The following is a 15,840-nucleotide window of genomic DNA, read 5'->3' as shown; positions in this document are numbered from 1 at the left end:
CAGCTATTGAGTGATGAGTTTCGGATCAGGACAGCAGGCGCCGCTCGATCAAGTCGATCGCGGCGTACATCAGCAGCGCCACCGCCATCAGCGCCGCGATGCCCACCCACACCGCGTTGAGGTCGTAGAGCACGCCGGCATAGTAGATCATGTAACCGAGGCCCTCTTTCGAGGCGATGTACTCGCCGACGACGGCGCCGATCAGGGCAAAGCCGACATTGAGGCGGAAGGCCGCGACGATCCACGGCATCGCGCCGGGCACGATCACGGTGCGCCAGGTCTTCCAGCGCGAAGCGCCGAGCGAGCGCAGCAGCTTGACGAGATCGGCGTCGACCTCCTTGGCGCCCTGGAGCGCGGTGATGACCGCGACGATGAAGGTGATGATCGCCGCGATCGCGATCTTCGAGGAGAGGCCGATGCCGAACCAGACGATGATCAGCGGTGCCAGCGCGATTTTCGGTAGGCCGTTGAGCGCGATCAGATACGGCCGCAGCACGGCCGCGCCGGTCGGGAACAGCCATAGCGACAATCCCGCAGCGCTGCCGAGCACCGTGCCGATCAGGAAGCCGGCGATGGCTTCCCATGCGGTGAGCCCGGCGTCGCGGAGCAACTCGCCACTGGCGATGAGCTTGCCCGCTTTCGCGATGATGCCGCTCGGCTGGCCGTAGAGATAGACGGCGATGAAGCCGAGGCGGATCGCAAGCTCCCAGGCCGCCAGCAGTGCGACCAATAGTGCGATCTGGAGCAGCGCAATCCGGGCTGCGGTGGGCAGCTTGAACCGCGCGCCTGTCCTTGCGGCCTGGCCTGCATCGAGCACGGCCACCTCACGCCCTCTTGTGCGCGATCGAGGCGATCTCGACGAGGCAGGCGGGCTTCACGAGGCCGCACTGGATGCAGTACCGCGCCGGCTTCTCGCCGGGAAAATAGTCGGCATAGACCTTGTTGACCGCCGCATAGTTCGCCCAGTCGGTGATGAAGATCGAATTGAAGGTGACGTCGGCAAGGCTCGACCCCGCCGTCTCGAGTACGCGCTTGATGGTCTCGAGGATGTGCCGGGTCTGGCCGGCGGCATCGCCCTCATGCACGACATCGTTGTTGGCATCGAACGCCAGCGTGCCCGAGACGTAGATCACGTTGTCGGCCATCATGCCCGGCGAGTACGGGGCGATGGGAGCCTGAGTCCCGGTTGGGATGATGGCGCGGTCGGTCATGGCGTGTCCTCTTTTGCTGGAACGGCCTCGGTCTGGGCAAAGGCGCGGCGGAAATCGCTCGCGGACGAGACCCAGCCGAAGAATGTCTCGATGTTGAAGATGGAAGCCTTCTGGATGTAGTCGGGACCGGCCTGGTGCGTTGCGTCCTCCAGCATCACGCCGAAATATTCGAGATGGAAGCCGTCGCGCAGGGTCGATTCCACGCAGACATTGGTGGCGATGCCGCAGAACACGAGATTGCGGATGCCGCGGGCGCGCAACATGCTGTCGAACTGGCTGTTGAAAAAGCCGCTATAGCGCGTTTTGGGTACCACGATGTCGCCGGGCTTGGGCTGCAACTCGTCGACCAGCGCATAGTCCCAGCCGCCCTTGGCGAGCAGCCTGCCTTGCAGCTCGGGCCGTTTGCGCATCGTCTTCAGCGCGTTCGACTTGTGCCAGTTCGGCGAGCCCGGCCCACCGGCCTCGACATAGTCGGCGTCCCAGCCGTTCTGGAAGAAGATCACGGGAACGCCGGCGCCCCGCGCGACCGCCACCACGTCCTGGATCGCCGTGATCGCGGCCTTGGCGCCGGAGATGTCGAAGCCGGCGAGGTCGAGATAGCCATTCGGCGAGGCATAGGCGTTCTGCATGTCGACGACGACCACGGCCGTCTCGTCGACCGCGAGCCGGAGCGGCTCGGGCCGCGCCGGGAGCGTGACAAAGCGCTGCTCGCGCGCGTCGGAAGTGTTCACGATCATCACGCGAGACCGAACTGCCTGGTCGCCTGCTCGGCGAAACGGTTATCGACCATCTGCGTATAGGGGAGTGCGGATTGCACTGCGCCGCCGCCTTGTTCGAGCCGCATCGCGCGGTCCCATTCGTCGGCGGAGATGGTCGGGTTGCGCGGGATCGCGGTCTTCGAGCCGAAGAAGTTCTTCGTTGCGCTGGCGACGACAGATGGTGTGACCTTCGGGAAGTATTTTTCGGCGACCTCGGTGAAAACAGCGTTGTTCTCGTGCATCAGCTTCTGCGCTTCTGCGATCGCATTGCAAAAGCCTTGGATGGCGGCCGGGTTGCTCGCGATCGTCTCTTCCGTCGCCATCGCGGTGGTAAAGCAGAGCGATCCCAGCGCATCGGCAAAGGACAGCACCGGCACGAGGCCGAACTGCTCGGCGGCGATGCTGACGTCCCATTCGAAGGCGGTAGCGATGTCGGCGCGGCCGTCCTTCACCGCGGCGGCCTGCGCGCCCGGCGGCAGTTCGAGGAACGTGACGCCGGCCTCCTTCGGATCGAACTTGCCGATGGTCTTGATCGCATAGGTCGGCACCTGGATCGTCGAAGAGGGGAATTTCAGCGTCGCGATGGTCTTGCCGCGGAGATCCTCGATCGTCCTGATCTTGCTGTCGGGTTTCGCAATGCCCCACATCGACACGCCGCCGACGATCTTGGCGATGTTCTTGATCTTGCCGCCCTCGCGCACTGCATTCACCGACATGCCCGGGCTGGTCACCCCGATTTGGCTGCGCCCTGAAAGCAGAATCGGCACCGGCAGCGCGATGCCGCCGGCGGTGGAGAGGTCGGCATCGAGGCCATGCTTGGCGAACAGTCCCTTGTCAGCCGCGACATAAAGCGAGTTGTACATGCCGAGCCGCAGCGCTTCGGCGATTGCCACTTTGCCGGCTGCGAAGGTCGGGGTGGAGAGGCCGGCCAGCGGCGCCGTTGCTGCGCCCAGCAGCGAGTATTTCATGAGGTCGCGTCGGTTGATCACGTCCCAATCCTTTTGCTTGTTGGAACAACGGGTTAGTTCCCGTTGTGCCCAATTTCTGATCGTTCCCGGTCTTCGCACAAAATCCTTGCATTGGAGATTTTCATTAGCAATCGGGAATAGAGAGATATATTTATAAGAAAAGATGATAGATCAGATCGACCTGAAGCAGCTCCGCGTTTTCGTCCGCGTTGTCGAGACCGGCAGCTTCAGTGCCGCGGCACGGTCTCTCGGCATGTCGCAATCCGCTGTCAGCCAGTTGGTGCGCCAGCTAGAAGACGGCCTGCGCGTGCGGCTGCTCGACCGCACCACGCGAAGGCTTCAGCTCAGCAAGGTCGGCGCGGACTTCATGCCGGGCATTCAGCGCCTGCTCGCCGATCTCGATCGACAGCTTCAGGATCTGCGCGATTTGCGCGAACATCGCCGCGGTCACGTCACGGTGGCCTGCGTGCCGTCGGTCGCGCTGCGGCTGATGCCGCGCGTGCTCGCCGCGTTCCAGCGCGAGCATCCGATGGTCGCGGTGACGTTGAAGGAGATCTCGCGGCATCAGATCTTCGCTGCGCTGCGCGGCGGTGACGTCGATCTTGGCATTGCCAACGTCCCGGGCGACGATCCCGAGCTCGATGCTTCACGACTGCTCGTCGACAATTTCGCGCTGGTGATGCGCCGCGACCATCCGCTCGCCGCGCGGGACGCCGTAAGCTGGGCGGAAGCCTCGAAGGCCGGCCTCGTCGTGATGGCATCAGGCACCGGAATCCGGCTCGAGATCGAGCGCGGCGTCGCCGATCTCGGTCAGGGCATGCCGATCCACGAGGCCGAGCATCCGGCGACGCTGCTGGCGCTGGTCGAGGCCGGCGTCGGCGTTGCACCGTTGCCGAGTCTCGCCTGGCCGGAGGCCAGCCATCCCGTGCTCACCTGGCGCAAGCTGGTCGAGCCCGTGATCGAGCGCGAGCTCTATCTGATCTGGCGCATCGGCCGCGATCTCTCGCCTGCCGCGCGCGCGCTCCAGCGCGGCATTCTTTCCGGGGCTCAGGAGATTCGCGAGCGTACGGTCTCGATGACAGTCACGGACAACATCGGTCGGTAACCGTCGAATCCAAAGAGGTTGAAAAGCCGAACGTTTATGTGCTTAGTCCCTTCTGACGGTAACGAGTCGACGCAAAATCAATGGTTTAGCCCTGACTACGAAGCTGAGGGTCGGGCGTTCGAACCGTTCCGGGCGCGCCATTCTTCGACGCAGGTCAGGCAAGGCAGCATCTGGTCGCCAGACCGGGCCGAGACCGGATGGCCACGCCGTGTGAGGAGCTGGATGAGGATATCGCAGGCGTTCAAGTTCGAGGCGGCGCATCGGCTGCCAAACGTGCCCGAGACTCACCGGTGCAGCCGGCTGCATGGTCATTCCTATCGGGTCGAAGTCCAGCTGGACGGTCCGGTAGACCCGCACACCGGCTTCGTTGCGGACTTCTTCGATATCGAAAAGTGCTTCGCCGACATCATGGGCACGCTGGACCACCAGTGCCTGAACGACGTCGAAGGACTCGAGAATCCAACCGCCGAGAACATCGCGGTCTGGATCTGGGATCGGCTAAAGCCGAGCCTTCAGCAACTGTGGGCGGTCCGCGTCTATGAAACAGCGGATTGTTGGGCCGAATATAACGGGCAGTGACGACGGCCCTGCGTTGCATCCGGCAAGTTCGCGTCTCCGAATGGAAACGATGATCGAGAACAGCCGGCACCGGCGTGAGAACCAATGCCGCGCTGCGACTGGCATGTGTAATCGACAGGCCGTTGAGCTTACCCCTGACGGGCTTCATAGAGCGCCACCGCGTCGGCACCGCCCGGAAACTGGAGCCGGTTGGACGTGTCGTGAACGGCCGCCCAGATGGCCTCGGCGACATCGGTTTCCTTTGTCGTCATGGCAGGGTGGGCGAAGGCCTCGAAGATGGGGGCCGCGAAACCAGCATAGGCAGGCGGAATCAGATCCTCGATCCGTACGTCCGTATTCTGCGCGAAGCGGGTCGTCGGGGCATAACCGGGTTCCACCAGCCTGGCGCGGACATTGAAATAGCCAAGCTCATGCGCGAGCGAGCCGGTGAAGCCCTCGATCGCCTGCTTGCTGGCCGTATAGGCGGCCGCTAGCGGCATGGCGGCCAACGTCACGCTTGAGGTCACGTTGACGATCATGCCGGACCGGCGTTCGCGCATCTGCGGAATCACGCCCTGGCACATCGCCATGACGCCGAACGTGTTGGTGGCGAAGACCTTGCGGATATGCGCCATTGGCGTCGCCTCGAATGCGCCGACAACGCCGATGCCGGCATTATTGACCAGCACGTCGATCGGCCCGGCCGCTGCGACGGTTGCCGCGATGCTTTCGTCGCTCGTCACGTCGAGCGGCAGGAGACGCAGCCTCGGTGACGCAGGAAAAAGACTGGCGTCGGGGCGCCGCATCGTGGCGATGACATTCCAGCCCTTGTCGAGGAAATGCAGCGCCGTTTCGAGGCCGTAGCCAGAGGATGTGCCGGTAATCAGGATCGTTTGCATGGGGACCATCATTCATGTCGGATGGTCCTTTGATAGGCTTGGTCTTCGAGACGATCTATAATCTGTGGTCCATTTATATTGTTCAATCGTCCAGATTGGTGCTTTGGTCTCAGGCGTGATCGCTGCTGCCGTTGATCCGGGCAAATTGCCCCGGCGGACAGCCGAGCCGCTTGCGAAAGGCGGTGCTGAAGGCGCTAGCGGATTCGTAGCCGATATCGTCGGCGATCCGGTCGAGCGTCTTTGTCCCGCGCAATAGCGCGTCTTTCGCCAGCGCCATCCGCCATCGGGCGAGATATTCGATCGGGCCGCAGCTGAGCACCGCGCCAAACCGCGCGGCAAAGGCGGAACGCGATTGGCCGGCGATGCGGGCAAGGCTGGCCACCGTCCAGTCGGCGCGCACATCAGCATGCATGGCCGCAAGGACCCGTGCCAAAGCCGGATCTCGCATGCCATGCAGAAGACCGGCGCGGTCCTCATCCATCGTCGTGCCATGCGAGCGAAGGGCCTCGATAAGAAGAACTTCCAACATGCGCTGGAGGATCATGTCCTTGCCGGGCTCATTGCCACGGCATTCCTCTGCGATGAGATTGATCAGCCGGCCGAGCCGCACCGATCGCCCCTCGGGCGGCGGCACATGGATCATGCGCGGCAACAGGGCGAGCAGCAGCGGCGCATTCGCCGTCTCGATGCAAAACGTGCCGCCCAGCGCCTCGAAATCCGCTTCACCCTCCTGCTCGCCATGACGAACAGGTACATCCATCGGATCTCGCGGCGTCCCGGCCATGCCGGGATGACTGCTAAGGGTGAAGGCTGGCGTGGTGGGCAGAAGCAGGAAGGCCCCTGTCTCGAGCTTCAACGGGGGCTCACCGTCAAATGCAGTCCAGCATTCACCTCTCAGAATGATCGTAAAGCCGGGGGCGTCGTGGGCAGCATAGCGCACGGCCCAAGCACCCCGACCAGAGATGGGTTTGGAAATGGCCGTGCTTGGCCGAAGCAGGGCAATCACATCGCTGAGTGGGTCCACTTGGACGATCCATAGATTGTTCGGCTTTCCTATTATCAATCGTCCAGATGATTAAGTACAGTTCTCGAACTGACGACGAAAACGTCCGGCGCGGCGCGCCAATTCGGTAGTAGGTACGTTCCATGCGCACAATCGGCCGCCTGCTCTCCTCCCTCGCCCTCTTCCTTGCCATCGCAGCCGCCCCGGTGCTTCCCGCACGCGGGGCCGAAACCTGCCCGTTCATCAGCGCGAAAGAGCTCGCCGCTGCGATGCCGGCGCTCAAATGGTCGTTGATTTCAAATCAGGACGGCCGCGGCTGCATCTACCAGGCCGGGCGCGGCGACACGATGATGCTGAGCGTGTTTCGCAATCCCGACAAGGACCGCGCCAGGGAATTGTACGCGACCTTCGTCAAGACGCTTGCCGAGCGCATGCCGCTGAACACCGTGACCGGGATCGGCGACGAAGGCCAGGGCGGCACGAGCGCCGCCGGCGCCGAGCGCCAGGAAGCCTCGGTCGTCGCTCTGGCCGGCGACTACATCCTGCAGATCAGCGTCTATCCGAGCGGGCGGCGCGCCGACGATGCGCTGCTCGGACCGATCACCGAGGCCGCACGCATTGCCATCGCCAGCGCGAGCAAAAGCAGCGAGCGGTTCGGCAATTGCGAGTGGCTCACGGCCGCCGATGCAGACGGCTTTCTCGACGCGAGCACGCTGACGGTGCAGCGCACCGGCGCTGGCAGCTGCATGATGTTCGATCGCGAGGCTAACGCCATGACCGTCGCAGTGATCGCGACCTCGCGCGACACCGCCGCCGGCATGATGAAGCGCGCGGGGCCATGCAAGCACGTGGCGATCCCTGAGCTCGGCAGCGAAGCCTTCGGCGAGCATTCCTGCACCAAGGGCAACGGCAACGCCGTCAATATCTATGTCTGGAAGAACGGCAGGCAGGCTTCGATCTTGTTCGCGCCGGTCAAGCCGCATCCGGAGTCCGGCTCGGTCGAGCGCCTGAAGGCGGTCGCAGGGCGGGTGTATGGGAAGCTGTGACGGCGTCGCGCCGATCCCCGAGTGCTTTTTGCTTTGCAGGATCAAAACGTGATCAATCCGGGCTCAGTCCCGGATGTCCTCCGCCTGCACCGCCAGCCCGCAGGCCTGCCGGATCGCGATCTGAACCGGCGAAGGTGGCAACGCGGGATCAAATTCGCCCTTCGGCAACAGCGGAGGCTGTGCCATGAAGCGCGGCCGTTTTCCGCGATGTGGTTGCGCGGCATGAACCAGGAACGGATGGCACAGATAGACGCTGCCTGCCGCGCCGGTCGCCAGTTCAAGCTCGCAATCCGCCGTCGAGGCGTAGTTCTCGGCAGAGAGCTGCCGGAGCGTCGCGCCTGCCTCGCCGTAGGGCAGCAGCTCCCGCGCGACTGCAGCGTGCGAGCCTTTCCGGATCCTCGTGGGTGCATCGTCCGGGCCAACATCCGAGAACAGGAAGAGCATCAGCAATGCGCGTCCGCTGCTCTTCACATTGGCACGCCATTCCATGAAATCCGGATCGGTGGTGCCGAAGCTCATGTCCACGTGCCAGCCATCATCACCAGGGGATTCGGCCGAGGGGAAGCGGATCGGAAAGGTCCCGAGGCCCCTGGGCGCAAGCCAGCGCCCTTCGCCCACGAGTTGATCGTAGGCTCGGTGCAGGGGCGGCGCATTCGCGGCTTCAATGAAGGGGGGCGAAGCCTTGGACCCCACCCGGACGACGGGCTGCGTCCAGCTTTCGGGGTGGTCCGGCGACAGACTAATATCCGCCCACAGCTCGTCCCTGCATTGCTTTGCAAGCTGGGTGCTGAAGGCATTCTCGATCTTGACGAAACCGTCGTTGATGAAGTTCTGGACCTGACGGGGCGTCAGGCCAACCTGTTCGGTCTTGGGCATTGCACATTCTCCGCTCGGCTACCGCATCAAGCGCAGCCGGTTTGATCTGATTGGCGCAGATGCGCCGGAACGACTTTCTGCCGTTCAGATCAGCGGGAAGAATGTGGAGGTGAACATCATGATGGGAACGTATAGCGCGGCGGCGCGCGGAATCAAGACACGTCCGCCGCTTGGCGGGTGCATGCCGAGTATCGGCAGCCTCTCGCTGCGCGATGAGGCTGCCGCAAGCTCATGCGCGCGTCACGGGCAAGGGTGGCGCAGACCGTCGCGGCCCAGATAGGTCCCCGAGCCGGGATCGTAGGAGCGAAAGCGCTGCGCACAGTAGGAGGCGGCATTGGATTGAGCCTGGCTGTTGGCGATTGCGCCGCCGATGATCGCGCCCGCTGCGAGGCCGCCGAGTACGGCTGCGCCGGTGCCGTAATGGCCGTGATGGTGCCTGGGGCCGTAACCACGCCCATGACCGTATCCATGACCGTATCCATGTCCGTACCCATGCCTGTACTGCACCTGCTGCACGCCTGAGTCGGGACCGGGGTTGCCGATCGGCAGCGGCGCCGCGAGCACCGGCGAGGCAGCCGTCGAGAGCATCGCTCCGGCGGCCGCGAGGACGACGAAAGTTTTACGCATTGTCATGTCGCGCTCCATGTTGTCGAGGGTACTGGAGCAACGGCTGGTTGCCCGCTCCGTTCCTTCCGCGCAAGGCGAGCGGCAGAGGGCCGCGGAAAATGAGCTCTCCCGAGGATGCAGGCGGAACAATATGGAGCTTAGCCCTTCACCGCAGGCCCCGCTCGTCGATCAGAACGCGGTGGATCTCGATGCGCTCCGGCAGCTCGATCAGGAATTCCGCGTCGCGCGCGAGATGGTGGACCTTGGTCGGCTCGCCCCTGGTGAAAGCCGTCATCGCCTCGATGTCCGGCCAATAGGAGATGGTCGTGAACCAGGTCTCCTCGGCACGGTCCTCGCGCAATTGCTGCACGCCGAGCGCGGTCTTCAACAGCGGCGGAATGCCCTCGGCCTGCAGATAGGCCTGGTAGGCGTCAGCGAGGTCGCGGCGGGTCCGGCCGCGCCAGATGCGGGCGATGGTCGGTTTGGTCGGCATGGCAGCCTCCCTTGCGGCAATGACAAATGATCTTGAGCGCGGGATCGGCAATCCTTCTCTTCAGCAAGAACGCGATGCTCGCATTGTGGTTGCATGGGCTTCGACGTCATGTTTTCCGGCGGCCGTACCGGGAGCCTGATGCCGGTCGCCCGCGATGTGGCGCAGCCTCTCCGTGTTCGGCGGCGGATCAGCGCCGCTGCCGCGGCATGATTCGCCGGTCATTGATCTGAAGCAATGATGGCGCGCGGGCCAGATGCTAGGGCGAGTCGCAGTTCACGGCGCAAGGCTCCCCAGGCCATACAAGACAATCTCCGCGCGTGACGGAATCCGAGGGCTCGATGGGACGACTACTGAATATTGTGACGCCGCTGCATACGGCGACCAAGCGCGACTACATGGCCCGCATGAACGACGACAAGATCGCCTGCTCGCTGAAAGCGCGGGAATACGAGGCCGATTACTGGGATGGCGACCGCCGCTTCGGCTATGGCGGCTACCGCTTCATCGAGGGGCGCTGGGCGCCGGTCGCCAAGGCGCTGATCGAGGCCTACGGTCTGAAGGATGGGTCGAGCGTGCTCGATGTCGGCTGCGGCAAGGGCTTCCTGCTCTACGAGATGCAGAAGATCCTGCCCGGCTTGAAGGTGGTCGGCTTCGATATCTCCAGGCACGGTCTCGAACATGCGCACGAGCGGGTGAAACCGTACCTCTTCAACTATCGCGCCCAAGACGTCTATCCCTATGGCGACGACAGTTTCGATCTCGTCATCTCGCTCGGCACCCTGCACAATCTCAGGCTGTATGAGCTCGAGGCGGCGGTCAAGGAGATCGAGCGGGTCGGGAAGAACAAGTACATCATGGTCGAGGGTTACCGGACCGTCGCCGAACTGCACAACCTCGAATGCTGGGCGCTGACGGCGGAGTCCATCCTGCATACGTCGGAATGGATCTGGCTGTACGGCAAGCTCGGCTACACCGGCGATTACGAATTCATCTATTTCGAGTGACCGGGCGCTGCTGATGGATATCAAGACTGCCAAGGCGGCAATCCTCGTCGAATCCGGCAAGCCGCTTGTCGTCGACGAGTTCACCCTGCCTGATACGCTCGAACACGGCCAGGTGCTTGCGCATGTGCACACCTCGAGCATCTGCGGCGCGCAGATCAACGAGATCGACGCCGTCAAAGGCGTCGACAAGTTCCTGCCGCATCTGTTGGGGCACGAGGCGCTGGCAACCATCGTCGAAACCGGTCCCGGCGTCGTCTCCTGCAAGCAGGGCGACACCGTCGTCATGCACTGGCGGCCGGGCAAGGGCATCCAGTCCAACACACCGGTCTATTCCTGGCGCGGCAAGCGTCTCAATGCGGGGTGGGTCACCACCTTCAATGAATATGCCGTGGTCTCGGAGAATCGCGTCACGCCCGTTCCCGCTTCGATCGATCGCACCAGCGCGCCGCTGCTCGGCTGCGCGGTCACGACCGCGCTCGGCGTCGTCAACAACGACGCGCAGATCGCCATCGGCGAAGCCGTCGTGGTGTTCGGCGTCGGCGGCGTCGGATTGAACATCGTGCAATTCGCCGCGATGGTCGGCGCCTGGCCCGTGATCGCGATCGACCGCCTCGACAACAAGCTGGCGATGGCGAGGGATTTCGGCGCCACCCACACCCTCAACTCCGAGGCGGTGAAGGATGTGGCCGCCGAGGTTCGCTCCATCACGGGGGCCGACGGACCCGACAAGGTCGTCGAGACCACCGGCGTCAAGAACCTGATCGAGCTCGCCTACGAGATCACGGCCAGGAAAGGCCGCTGCATCCTCGTCGGCGTTCCCCGCGAGAAGGCCGAAATCTATACACTGCCCCTGCACTTCGAGAAGGTGCTGAAGGGCTCCGAAGGCGGTCAATGCCAGCCCGCGCGCGACATCCCGCGCCTGGTTCGCCTGAGCGATGCCGGCAAGGTGAGCTACCGCGGCATCGTGACCCACGAGTTCGCGCTCGATGACATCAACGACGCGCTGGACCTGATGCGCAGCGGCACGTCGGGACGGATCCTGCTGAACATCAGCTGAGCGCCGCGTCCGCCGCGCACGCGCCGGCAGCATGCCGGCGCTGGCGCTCCAGCAGCCAGGCTGCGATCGCCATGTTCACGATATTCCAGGCGATGCCGTTGACCAGCGCGGAAGCGTAGGAGCCGGTCCAGTCGTAGATCGCGCCGGCCATCCAGCTTCCCAGCGCCATGCCGGCGAGAGTGACCGAGATGGCGAGGCTGACGCGAAAGCCGGCCTCCTGCGCCGGGAACAGCTCACGGATGATCGCCGCATAGCTCGGCACGATGCCACCCTGCGCCAGGCCGAAGATGGCGGAAACGACATAAAGTGAGACCAGCCCGTCGAACGGCAGATAGAGCGCGAGTGCCAGGGTCTGCATCGCCGAGCCCAGCAGCAAGGTCGGCAGGCCGCCGATGAGGTTCAACACCCAGCCGAAGATCAGCCGGCTCGCGACGCCAAAGCCGAGCATGACCGCCAGCATCTCGGCGCCGCGCGCAGGGCCGTAGCCGAGGTCGCCGCAATAGGCGACCAGGTGGACCTGCGGCATCGACATGGCGACGCAGCAGCACATCCCGGCAAGGGCGAGCAGACCCTGCGTGGCACCGGGAGACAGGCCTATGGCCTGCATCGTGTCACCGCTGCTCGCCGCTGCGGGCGTCATCTTGTGGAAGACCGGCCGCCGCAGCAGAACCAGGGAGAGCGGCAGCATCGTTGCGAGGCAGAACAGGCCGATGCCGATATGGGTCTGCCGCCAGCCGACCGCCGCGATGGCATGCTGGACGATGGGCGGCCAGACCACTCCGGCCAGGGAGCTGCCGGCCGTCGCCAGGGAAACGGCGAGGCCGCGATGCCTGTCGAACCACAGCGAGGCGTCGGCCACCAGGGGCGCGAAGCTCGCCGCGCCGCCGAGGCCGATCGTGAGGCCGCAGATGGTCGCGAAGATCGACAGGCTCGGAGCAAAGGCCGTGAGCACGTAGCCGAGGCTCATCAGGATCGTGCCGCCGGCCAGGGGCGGGAGGATGCCGAATCGATCCGCCAACCGGCCGACGACGATGCCGCCGATCATGAAGCCGATGATGGTGAGCGTGTAGGGCAAGGTTGCCTCGGCGCGAGGCGCATCGAAATCGGCCTGCACCGCCGGCAAGGCGACGACCAGGGACCACATCCCGACGCAGCCCAATGTGCTGAGGATGATGGAGGCGGCGAGACGAATCCAGGAATAGGAATTTTCGATCGACGGCATGTCAGGCGGCACTGGGGCAGGTTTCCTCGGGCTGCTTGGAGGTTGGCCCCGGGGTATCGCCCGCCGTCAGCGGCGACAAAGCAGGATTTCTCTTTTGTCGCGCGAACGAAACTCATGCATCTTCCCGAACCTTCCTGCATCGTCCGGAGCCGGCCATGACGTATCTGCTGCCGCCACTCAATGCCCTGCGCGCCTTCGAGGCCGCGGCGCGCCATCTCAGCTTCAAGCAGGCCGCTCACGAGCTGCACGTCACGGCCGGCGCCGTCAGCCAGCAAGTCCGCCTGCTGGAGGAGCGGCTGGGCGTGCAGCTGTTCGAGCGACGGACGCGGCAGGTCATCCTGACGTCCGGCGGCGAAACCTATCTGGCGCGGGTGCGTCAGGCGTTTCGCGGCCTCGCCGAGGCCACTGCCGAACTCAAGCCCGAGGGCGTCACGAGCTTGCTCCATATCGGGCTTCACGCGAGCTTTGCCGTCGATGGGTTGCGGGCGCGCCTTTCACGGTTCCGCAGGGCCCAGCCCCAGCTCGCCGTTCGCATCAGCCAGCCGGCCGGGCTGCACGAGCTGCTCGAAGGCAAGGTCGACGTCGTGATCGCCGACCGCGTGCAGCGCCATCCAGGCTACAGGTGTGAGCCTCTGGACAGTGGCTTCCTGATCGGCCCGCTCGGCACCGCCGATTGTCCGGAGATCGAGACCCTGCGGTCCTGCCTGCTTGGCCATGTCGAGCTCGAGCCCCCGGCCGCAGCCAAGCCGCCGTTGCCGCCGGCATGGCCGAGCCGCGTGCCATGACGGCTTCGCGCCGGGCGCCGTAACCGCCGGTTAACCATGGATATTTACGGTGCGGCAAGCCTCTGAGCTATGACTGTCAGTTGATTTCGAGTCCAACCCATGGCGTTCGGTAGCCGCGCATCTCCGCGAAGCATCGCCCCGACGGAGCAAGCGGCTTCGTGGGAAGCGCCGCGGGCTGCGAAGGTGAAGCCTGACGGCACCGGGCCGGCCCTGATCAGGGGATCGCTGACCGTCTTTGGTACCCTCTCCTTCCTGCGCGAGAACGGCCGGCGCATTCTGACGCTGGCCGCGGCGCTGTTCGCCCTCGGCATCGTCGTCCTGGTGGTTCTTCCGGTCCGCTACGCCGCGACGGCCCTGGTGGTGCTCGATCCCCGCGAGCTGCGCGTGACCTCGGATCAGGAGGTGCTGCCGGGCATCGGCCAGGATGCCGCGGCGCTCCAGAGCCAGATCGAGATCGCAAAATCCGACGGCTTTCTCCGTCCCCTGATCGAGCAGCTCAAGATCGCGGACGACGAGGATGTCGCCGGCGGTTATACCGACATGACGCGCCTGCTCGAAAGATTCCGCAACCGCCTCGAGATCACCCGGCGCGGGCTCACTTACGTCATTGCGATTTCCTTCACCTCGAACCGCCCCGAGCGCGCCGCTTACTACGCCAATGCGATCGCCGAGGCATTCGTTGCCAGCCAGGGCCGCGTTCGCACCGAGGCAACCGACGAGGCGGCCGACTGGCTCAAGGACCGGTTGAAGACGCTGAACGAGCGCCTGCGCGCGTCGGAAGATGCCGTTGCCGCCTTCCGGCTCGAGCACAACATCGTCAATGCCGGCAAGGAATCCACCACGCAGCAATTGCGGGTGACCGATCTGTCCCAGCAGGTCTCCGCCGCCCGCGCGCGCACCGAGGAGGCCAAGGCACGCTACGAGCAGGTGCAGCGCGACCTCAAGGCCAATGTCGAAGGGCCGGTGAAGCAGGATCTGCTGAGCATGCTGCGCGCGCAGCGCTCGACCTTGAACGACCAGATCGCGCAGAAGAAGGCGGTGTATGGCGATCGCCATCCCGACCTCGCGATCTCCTACAGCCAGCTCGCCGACATCAACCGGCAGATCGAGATCGAGCGGAAGAAGAACATCGACACGGCCAAGTCCGAATATGAGGCCCAGCGCGAGCAGCAGAACGCGCTGGAGAAGCAGCTCAAGGCCGTCGAGACCAAGATGCTGGTCGACGGCCAGGCGCTCGTGAAGTTGCAGGAGCTGCAGCGCGACGCCGACGCCAACAGGAACATCTACGAGCAGTTCCTGTCGAGGTTCAAGACGACCAACGAGCAGCGTCAGCTGCAGGCGTCCCAGACCAAGGTCGCCTCGATCGCCATTCCGCCGGTGCGCTCGACGCGTCCGCCGCTCGCCTTGCTGCTCGCGGCGCTGGCGATCGGCTCGCTGTTGACGTCGACCGGCGCCGTCGCGGTGATGACGAGCGTGTCCGCCGACGAGCCCGCGTCCGCTCAGGCGCCGGCATCTGTGGATGCGGAGGAGGCGCCCAACCGGCAAGTCCAGCCACCGCCCGCCGGCGTGGCCCGGGCCGAGCCGATGCCCAGCCTTCCCGTCTGGGTCCGCATCCCCGAGCTGTCATCCGGAGCCGGGACCAGCACCGTCTGGCAAAAGCCGGTCGCCACCTCGGCCGAGCTCGATGTCGGCCCCCATCTGCGGCCGCTGCTCGAACGCATCGACCGTGTGCCGGTGCGCGGCTGCAAGGTGGCGCTGGTGTTGTCGGTCGGCAAGAGCGCCGGCGGCAACACTGTTGCGCGCTCCCTCAATCGCGCCGCCGTGAATCGGGGCATGATGAGCGTGCTGATCCGGCTCCAGCCGGAATTCGCAAGTCACCAGCCGCCGGTGACCGAATGGCACGACGGTTCGACCACGGCGGGCCTTCAATCGATCGAGGAGCTGCTGAGCGCCGGCCGCAAGCCCGATGCGCGGCCCGAGGACGACATTCGTTCGGAGTTCGACCTGATCATCGTCCACGCCGGCAATCTCGCCTTGCAGCCCGACGCCATCGCCCTGGCCTCGCATGCGGACCTGATCGTCCTGGTGGCGCGCGCCGGCGAGCTCGGTTCAGCCGCGATGCGCAGGGTGACTGCGGCGCTGTCAAAACATGCGGCGGTGCCGACCGGCCTCGTCGTCAATCATGTGCCCGCCGGTTCAGCGGCGCCTCAGCCCGAGGGCGGCGCATTGGGCCTTGCGGTTTGACGACA

At 64.8% G+C, this 15,840-nt stretch carries 17 protein-coding genes; 7 read left to right on the top strand and 10 right to left on the bottom strand.

What is annotated here, in order from left to right; genetic code table 11:
* Positions 1–25: 25 nt before the first annotated feature.
* The 4 genes from FJV43_RS14130 to FJV43_RS14115 are packed head-to-tail and all read right to left on the bottom strand — an operon-like array spanning position 26 to position 2,958.
* The gene (locus FJV43_RS14130; protein ID WP_239627818.1) at positions 26–823 is read right to left on the bottom strand and encodes an ABC transporter permease; all 798 of its coding nucleotides are present in this window, start codon (positions 821–823) and stop codon (positions 26–28) included.
* A gap of 1 nt (position 824) precedes the next feature.
* Positions 825–1,211 carry a pyrimidine utilization protein C gene (gene rutC, locus FJV43_RS14125; protein WP_239627817.1) on the bottom strand — a complete coding sequence of 129 codons (387 nt, stop codon included), beginning with the start codon at positions 1,209–1,211 and terminating at the stop codon, positions 825–827.
* Positions 1,208–1,942: a pyrimidine utilization protein B gene (gene rutB / locus FJV43_RS14120; RefSeq protein WP_239627815.1), complete on the bottom strand. Its 735-nt coding sequence runs from the start codon at positions 1,940–1,942 to the stop codon at positions 1,208–1,210. Before rutB ends, rutC begins: the two co-directional genes overlap by 4 nt.
* Before the next feature lie 5 nt (positions 1,943–1,947).
* Positions 1,948–2,958, bottom strand: a complete 1,011-nt coding sequence (locus tag FJV43_RS14115) for an ABC transporter substrate-binding protein (RefSeq protein WP_135164680.1) — start codon at positions 2,956–2,958, stop codon at positions 1,948–1,950.
* 142 nt (positions 2,959–3,100) lie between these two features.
* Here FJV43_RS14115 and FJV43_RS14110 point away from each other — a divergent pair, with 142 nt between their 5' ends.
* Together FJV43_RS14110 and queD are read left to right on the top strand one after the other, a co-directional pair.
* On the top strand, positions 3,101–4,042 hold the full coding sequence (locus FJV43_RS14110) for a LysR family transcriptional regulator (RefSeq protein WP_239627813.1): 942 nt from the start codon (positions 3,101–3,103) through the stop codon (positions 4,040–4,042).
* Between the two features lie 222 nt (positions 4,043–4,264).
* Entirely contained in the window at positions 4,265–4,621 is a 357-nt protein-coding gene (queD, locus tag FJV43_RS14105; RefSeq protein ID WP_239627812.1) for a 6-carboxytetrahydropterin synthase QueD, read from the top strand.
* A gap of 128 nt (positions 4,622–4,749) precedes the next feature.
* On the opposite strand, the gene FJV43_RS14100 is transcribed toward queD, so the two are convergent.
* Both FJV43_RS14100 and FJV43_RS14095 read right to left on the bottom strand, forming a co-directional pair.
* A complete protein-coding gene (locus tag FJV43_RS14100) occupies positions 4,750–5,499 on the bottom strand; it encodes an SDR family oxidoreductase (protein ID WP_239627810.1) in 750 nt (249 codons plus the stop codon).
* A 109-nt stretch (positions 5,500–5,608) separates the two neighbouring features.
* The gene (locus FJV43_RS14095) at positions 5,609–6,523 is read right to left on the bottom strand and encodes an AraC family transcriptional regulator (protein WP_239627808.1); all 915 of its coding nucleotides are present in this window, start codon (positions 6,521–6,523) and stop codon (positions 5,609–5,611) included.
* A gap of 122 nt (positions 6,524–6,645) precedes the next feature.
* Between FJV43_RS14095 and FJV43_RS14090 the strand changes: the two genes are divergently transcribed.
* Complete coding sequence (locus FJV43_RS14090; RefSeq protein WP_239627807.1) at positions 6,646–7,548, top strand: hypothetical protein; 903 nt, start codon at positions 6,646–6,648, stop codon at positions 7,546–7,548.
* Between the two features lie 63 nt (positions 7,549–7,611).
* Here FJV43_RS14090 and FJV43_RS14085 read toward each other — a convergent pair whose 3' ends face one another.
* The 3 genes from FJV43_RS14085 to FJV43_RS14075 all read right to left on the bottom strand — a co-directional run bounded on the left by FJV43_RS14085 (position 7,612) and on the right by FJV43_RS14075 (position 9,523).
* On the bottom strand, positions 7,612–8,424 hold the full coding sequence (locus FJV43_RS14085) for a phytanoyl-CoA dioxygenase family protein (protein ID WP_239627805.1): 813 nt from the start codon (positions 8,422–8,424) through the stop codon (positions 7,612–7,614).
* A 240-nt stretch (positions 8,425–8,664) separates the two neighbouring features.
* Entirely contained in the window at positions 8,665–9,057 is a 393-nt protein-coding gene (locus tag FJV43_RS14080) for a BA14K family protein (protein ID WP_239627804.1), read from the bottom strand.
* 139 nt (positions 9,058–9,196) lie between these two features.
* Positions 9,197–9,523, bottom strand: coding sequence for a hypothetical protein (locus FJV43_RS14075; RefSeq protein WP_239627802.1), 327 nt, complete (start codon positions 9,521–9,523; stop codon positions 9,197–9,199).
* 338 nt (positions 9,524–9,861) lie between these two features.
* Here FJV43_RS14075 and FJV43_RS14070 point away from each other — a divergent pair, with 338 nt between their 5' ends.
* The gene (locus tag FJV43_RS14070) at positions 9,862–10,527 is read left to right on the top strand and encodes a class I SAM-dependent methyltransferase (RefSeq protein WP_239627800.1); all 666 of its coding nucleotides are present in this window, start codon (positions 9,862–9,864) and stop codon (positions 10,525–10,527) included.
* Between the two features lie 13 nt (positions 10,528–10,540).
* Positions 10,541–11,584 (top strand): zinc-binding dehydrogenase, encoded by a 1,044-nt coding sequence (locus FJV43_RS14065; RefSeq protein ID WP_239627799.1) that lies wholly within the window; start codon positions 10,541–10,543, stop codon positions 11,582–11,584.
* Here the strand turns inward: FJV43_RS14065 and FJV43_RS14060 are convergent.
* Positions 11,577–12,806 carry an MFS transporter gene (locus tag FJV43_RS14060; RefSeq protein WP_239629423.1) on the bottom strand — a complete coding sequence of 410 codons (1,230 nt, stop codon included), beginning with the start codon at positions 12,804–12,806 and terminating at the stop codon, positions 11,577–11,579. The genes FJV43_RS14065 and FJV43_RS14060 overlap by 8 nt on opposite strands.
* Before the next feature lie 155 nt (positions 12,807–12,961).
* On the opposite strand from FJV43_RS14060, the gene FJV43_RS14055 reads away from it, so the two are divergent.
* A complete protein-coding gene (locus FJV43_RS14055) occupies positions 12,962–13,591 on the top strand; it encodes a LysR family transcriptional regulator (RefSeq protein WP_239627797.1) in 630 nt (209 codons plus the stop codon).
* Positions 13,592–13,690: 99 nt separating this feature from the next.
* On the top strand, positions 13,691–15,835 hold the full coding sequence (locus FJV43_RS14050; RefSeq protein WP_239627795.1) for an exopolysaccharide transport family protein: 2,145 nt from the start codon (positions 13,691–13,693) through the stop codon (positions 15,833–15,835).
* Positions 15,836–15,840 lie beyond the last annotated feature (5 nt).

This window comes from Bradyrhizobium sp. I71 (assembly GCF_022354745.1).
Taxonomy (GTDB): Bacteria; Pseudomonadota; Alphaproteobacteria; order Rhizobiales; family Xanthobacteraceae; genus Bradyrhizobium; species Bradyrhizobium liaoningense.
The sequence above is the reverse complement of the archived record's forward strand: the minus strand, read 5'-3'. Positions and strand labels throughout refer to the sequence as shown.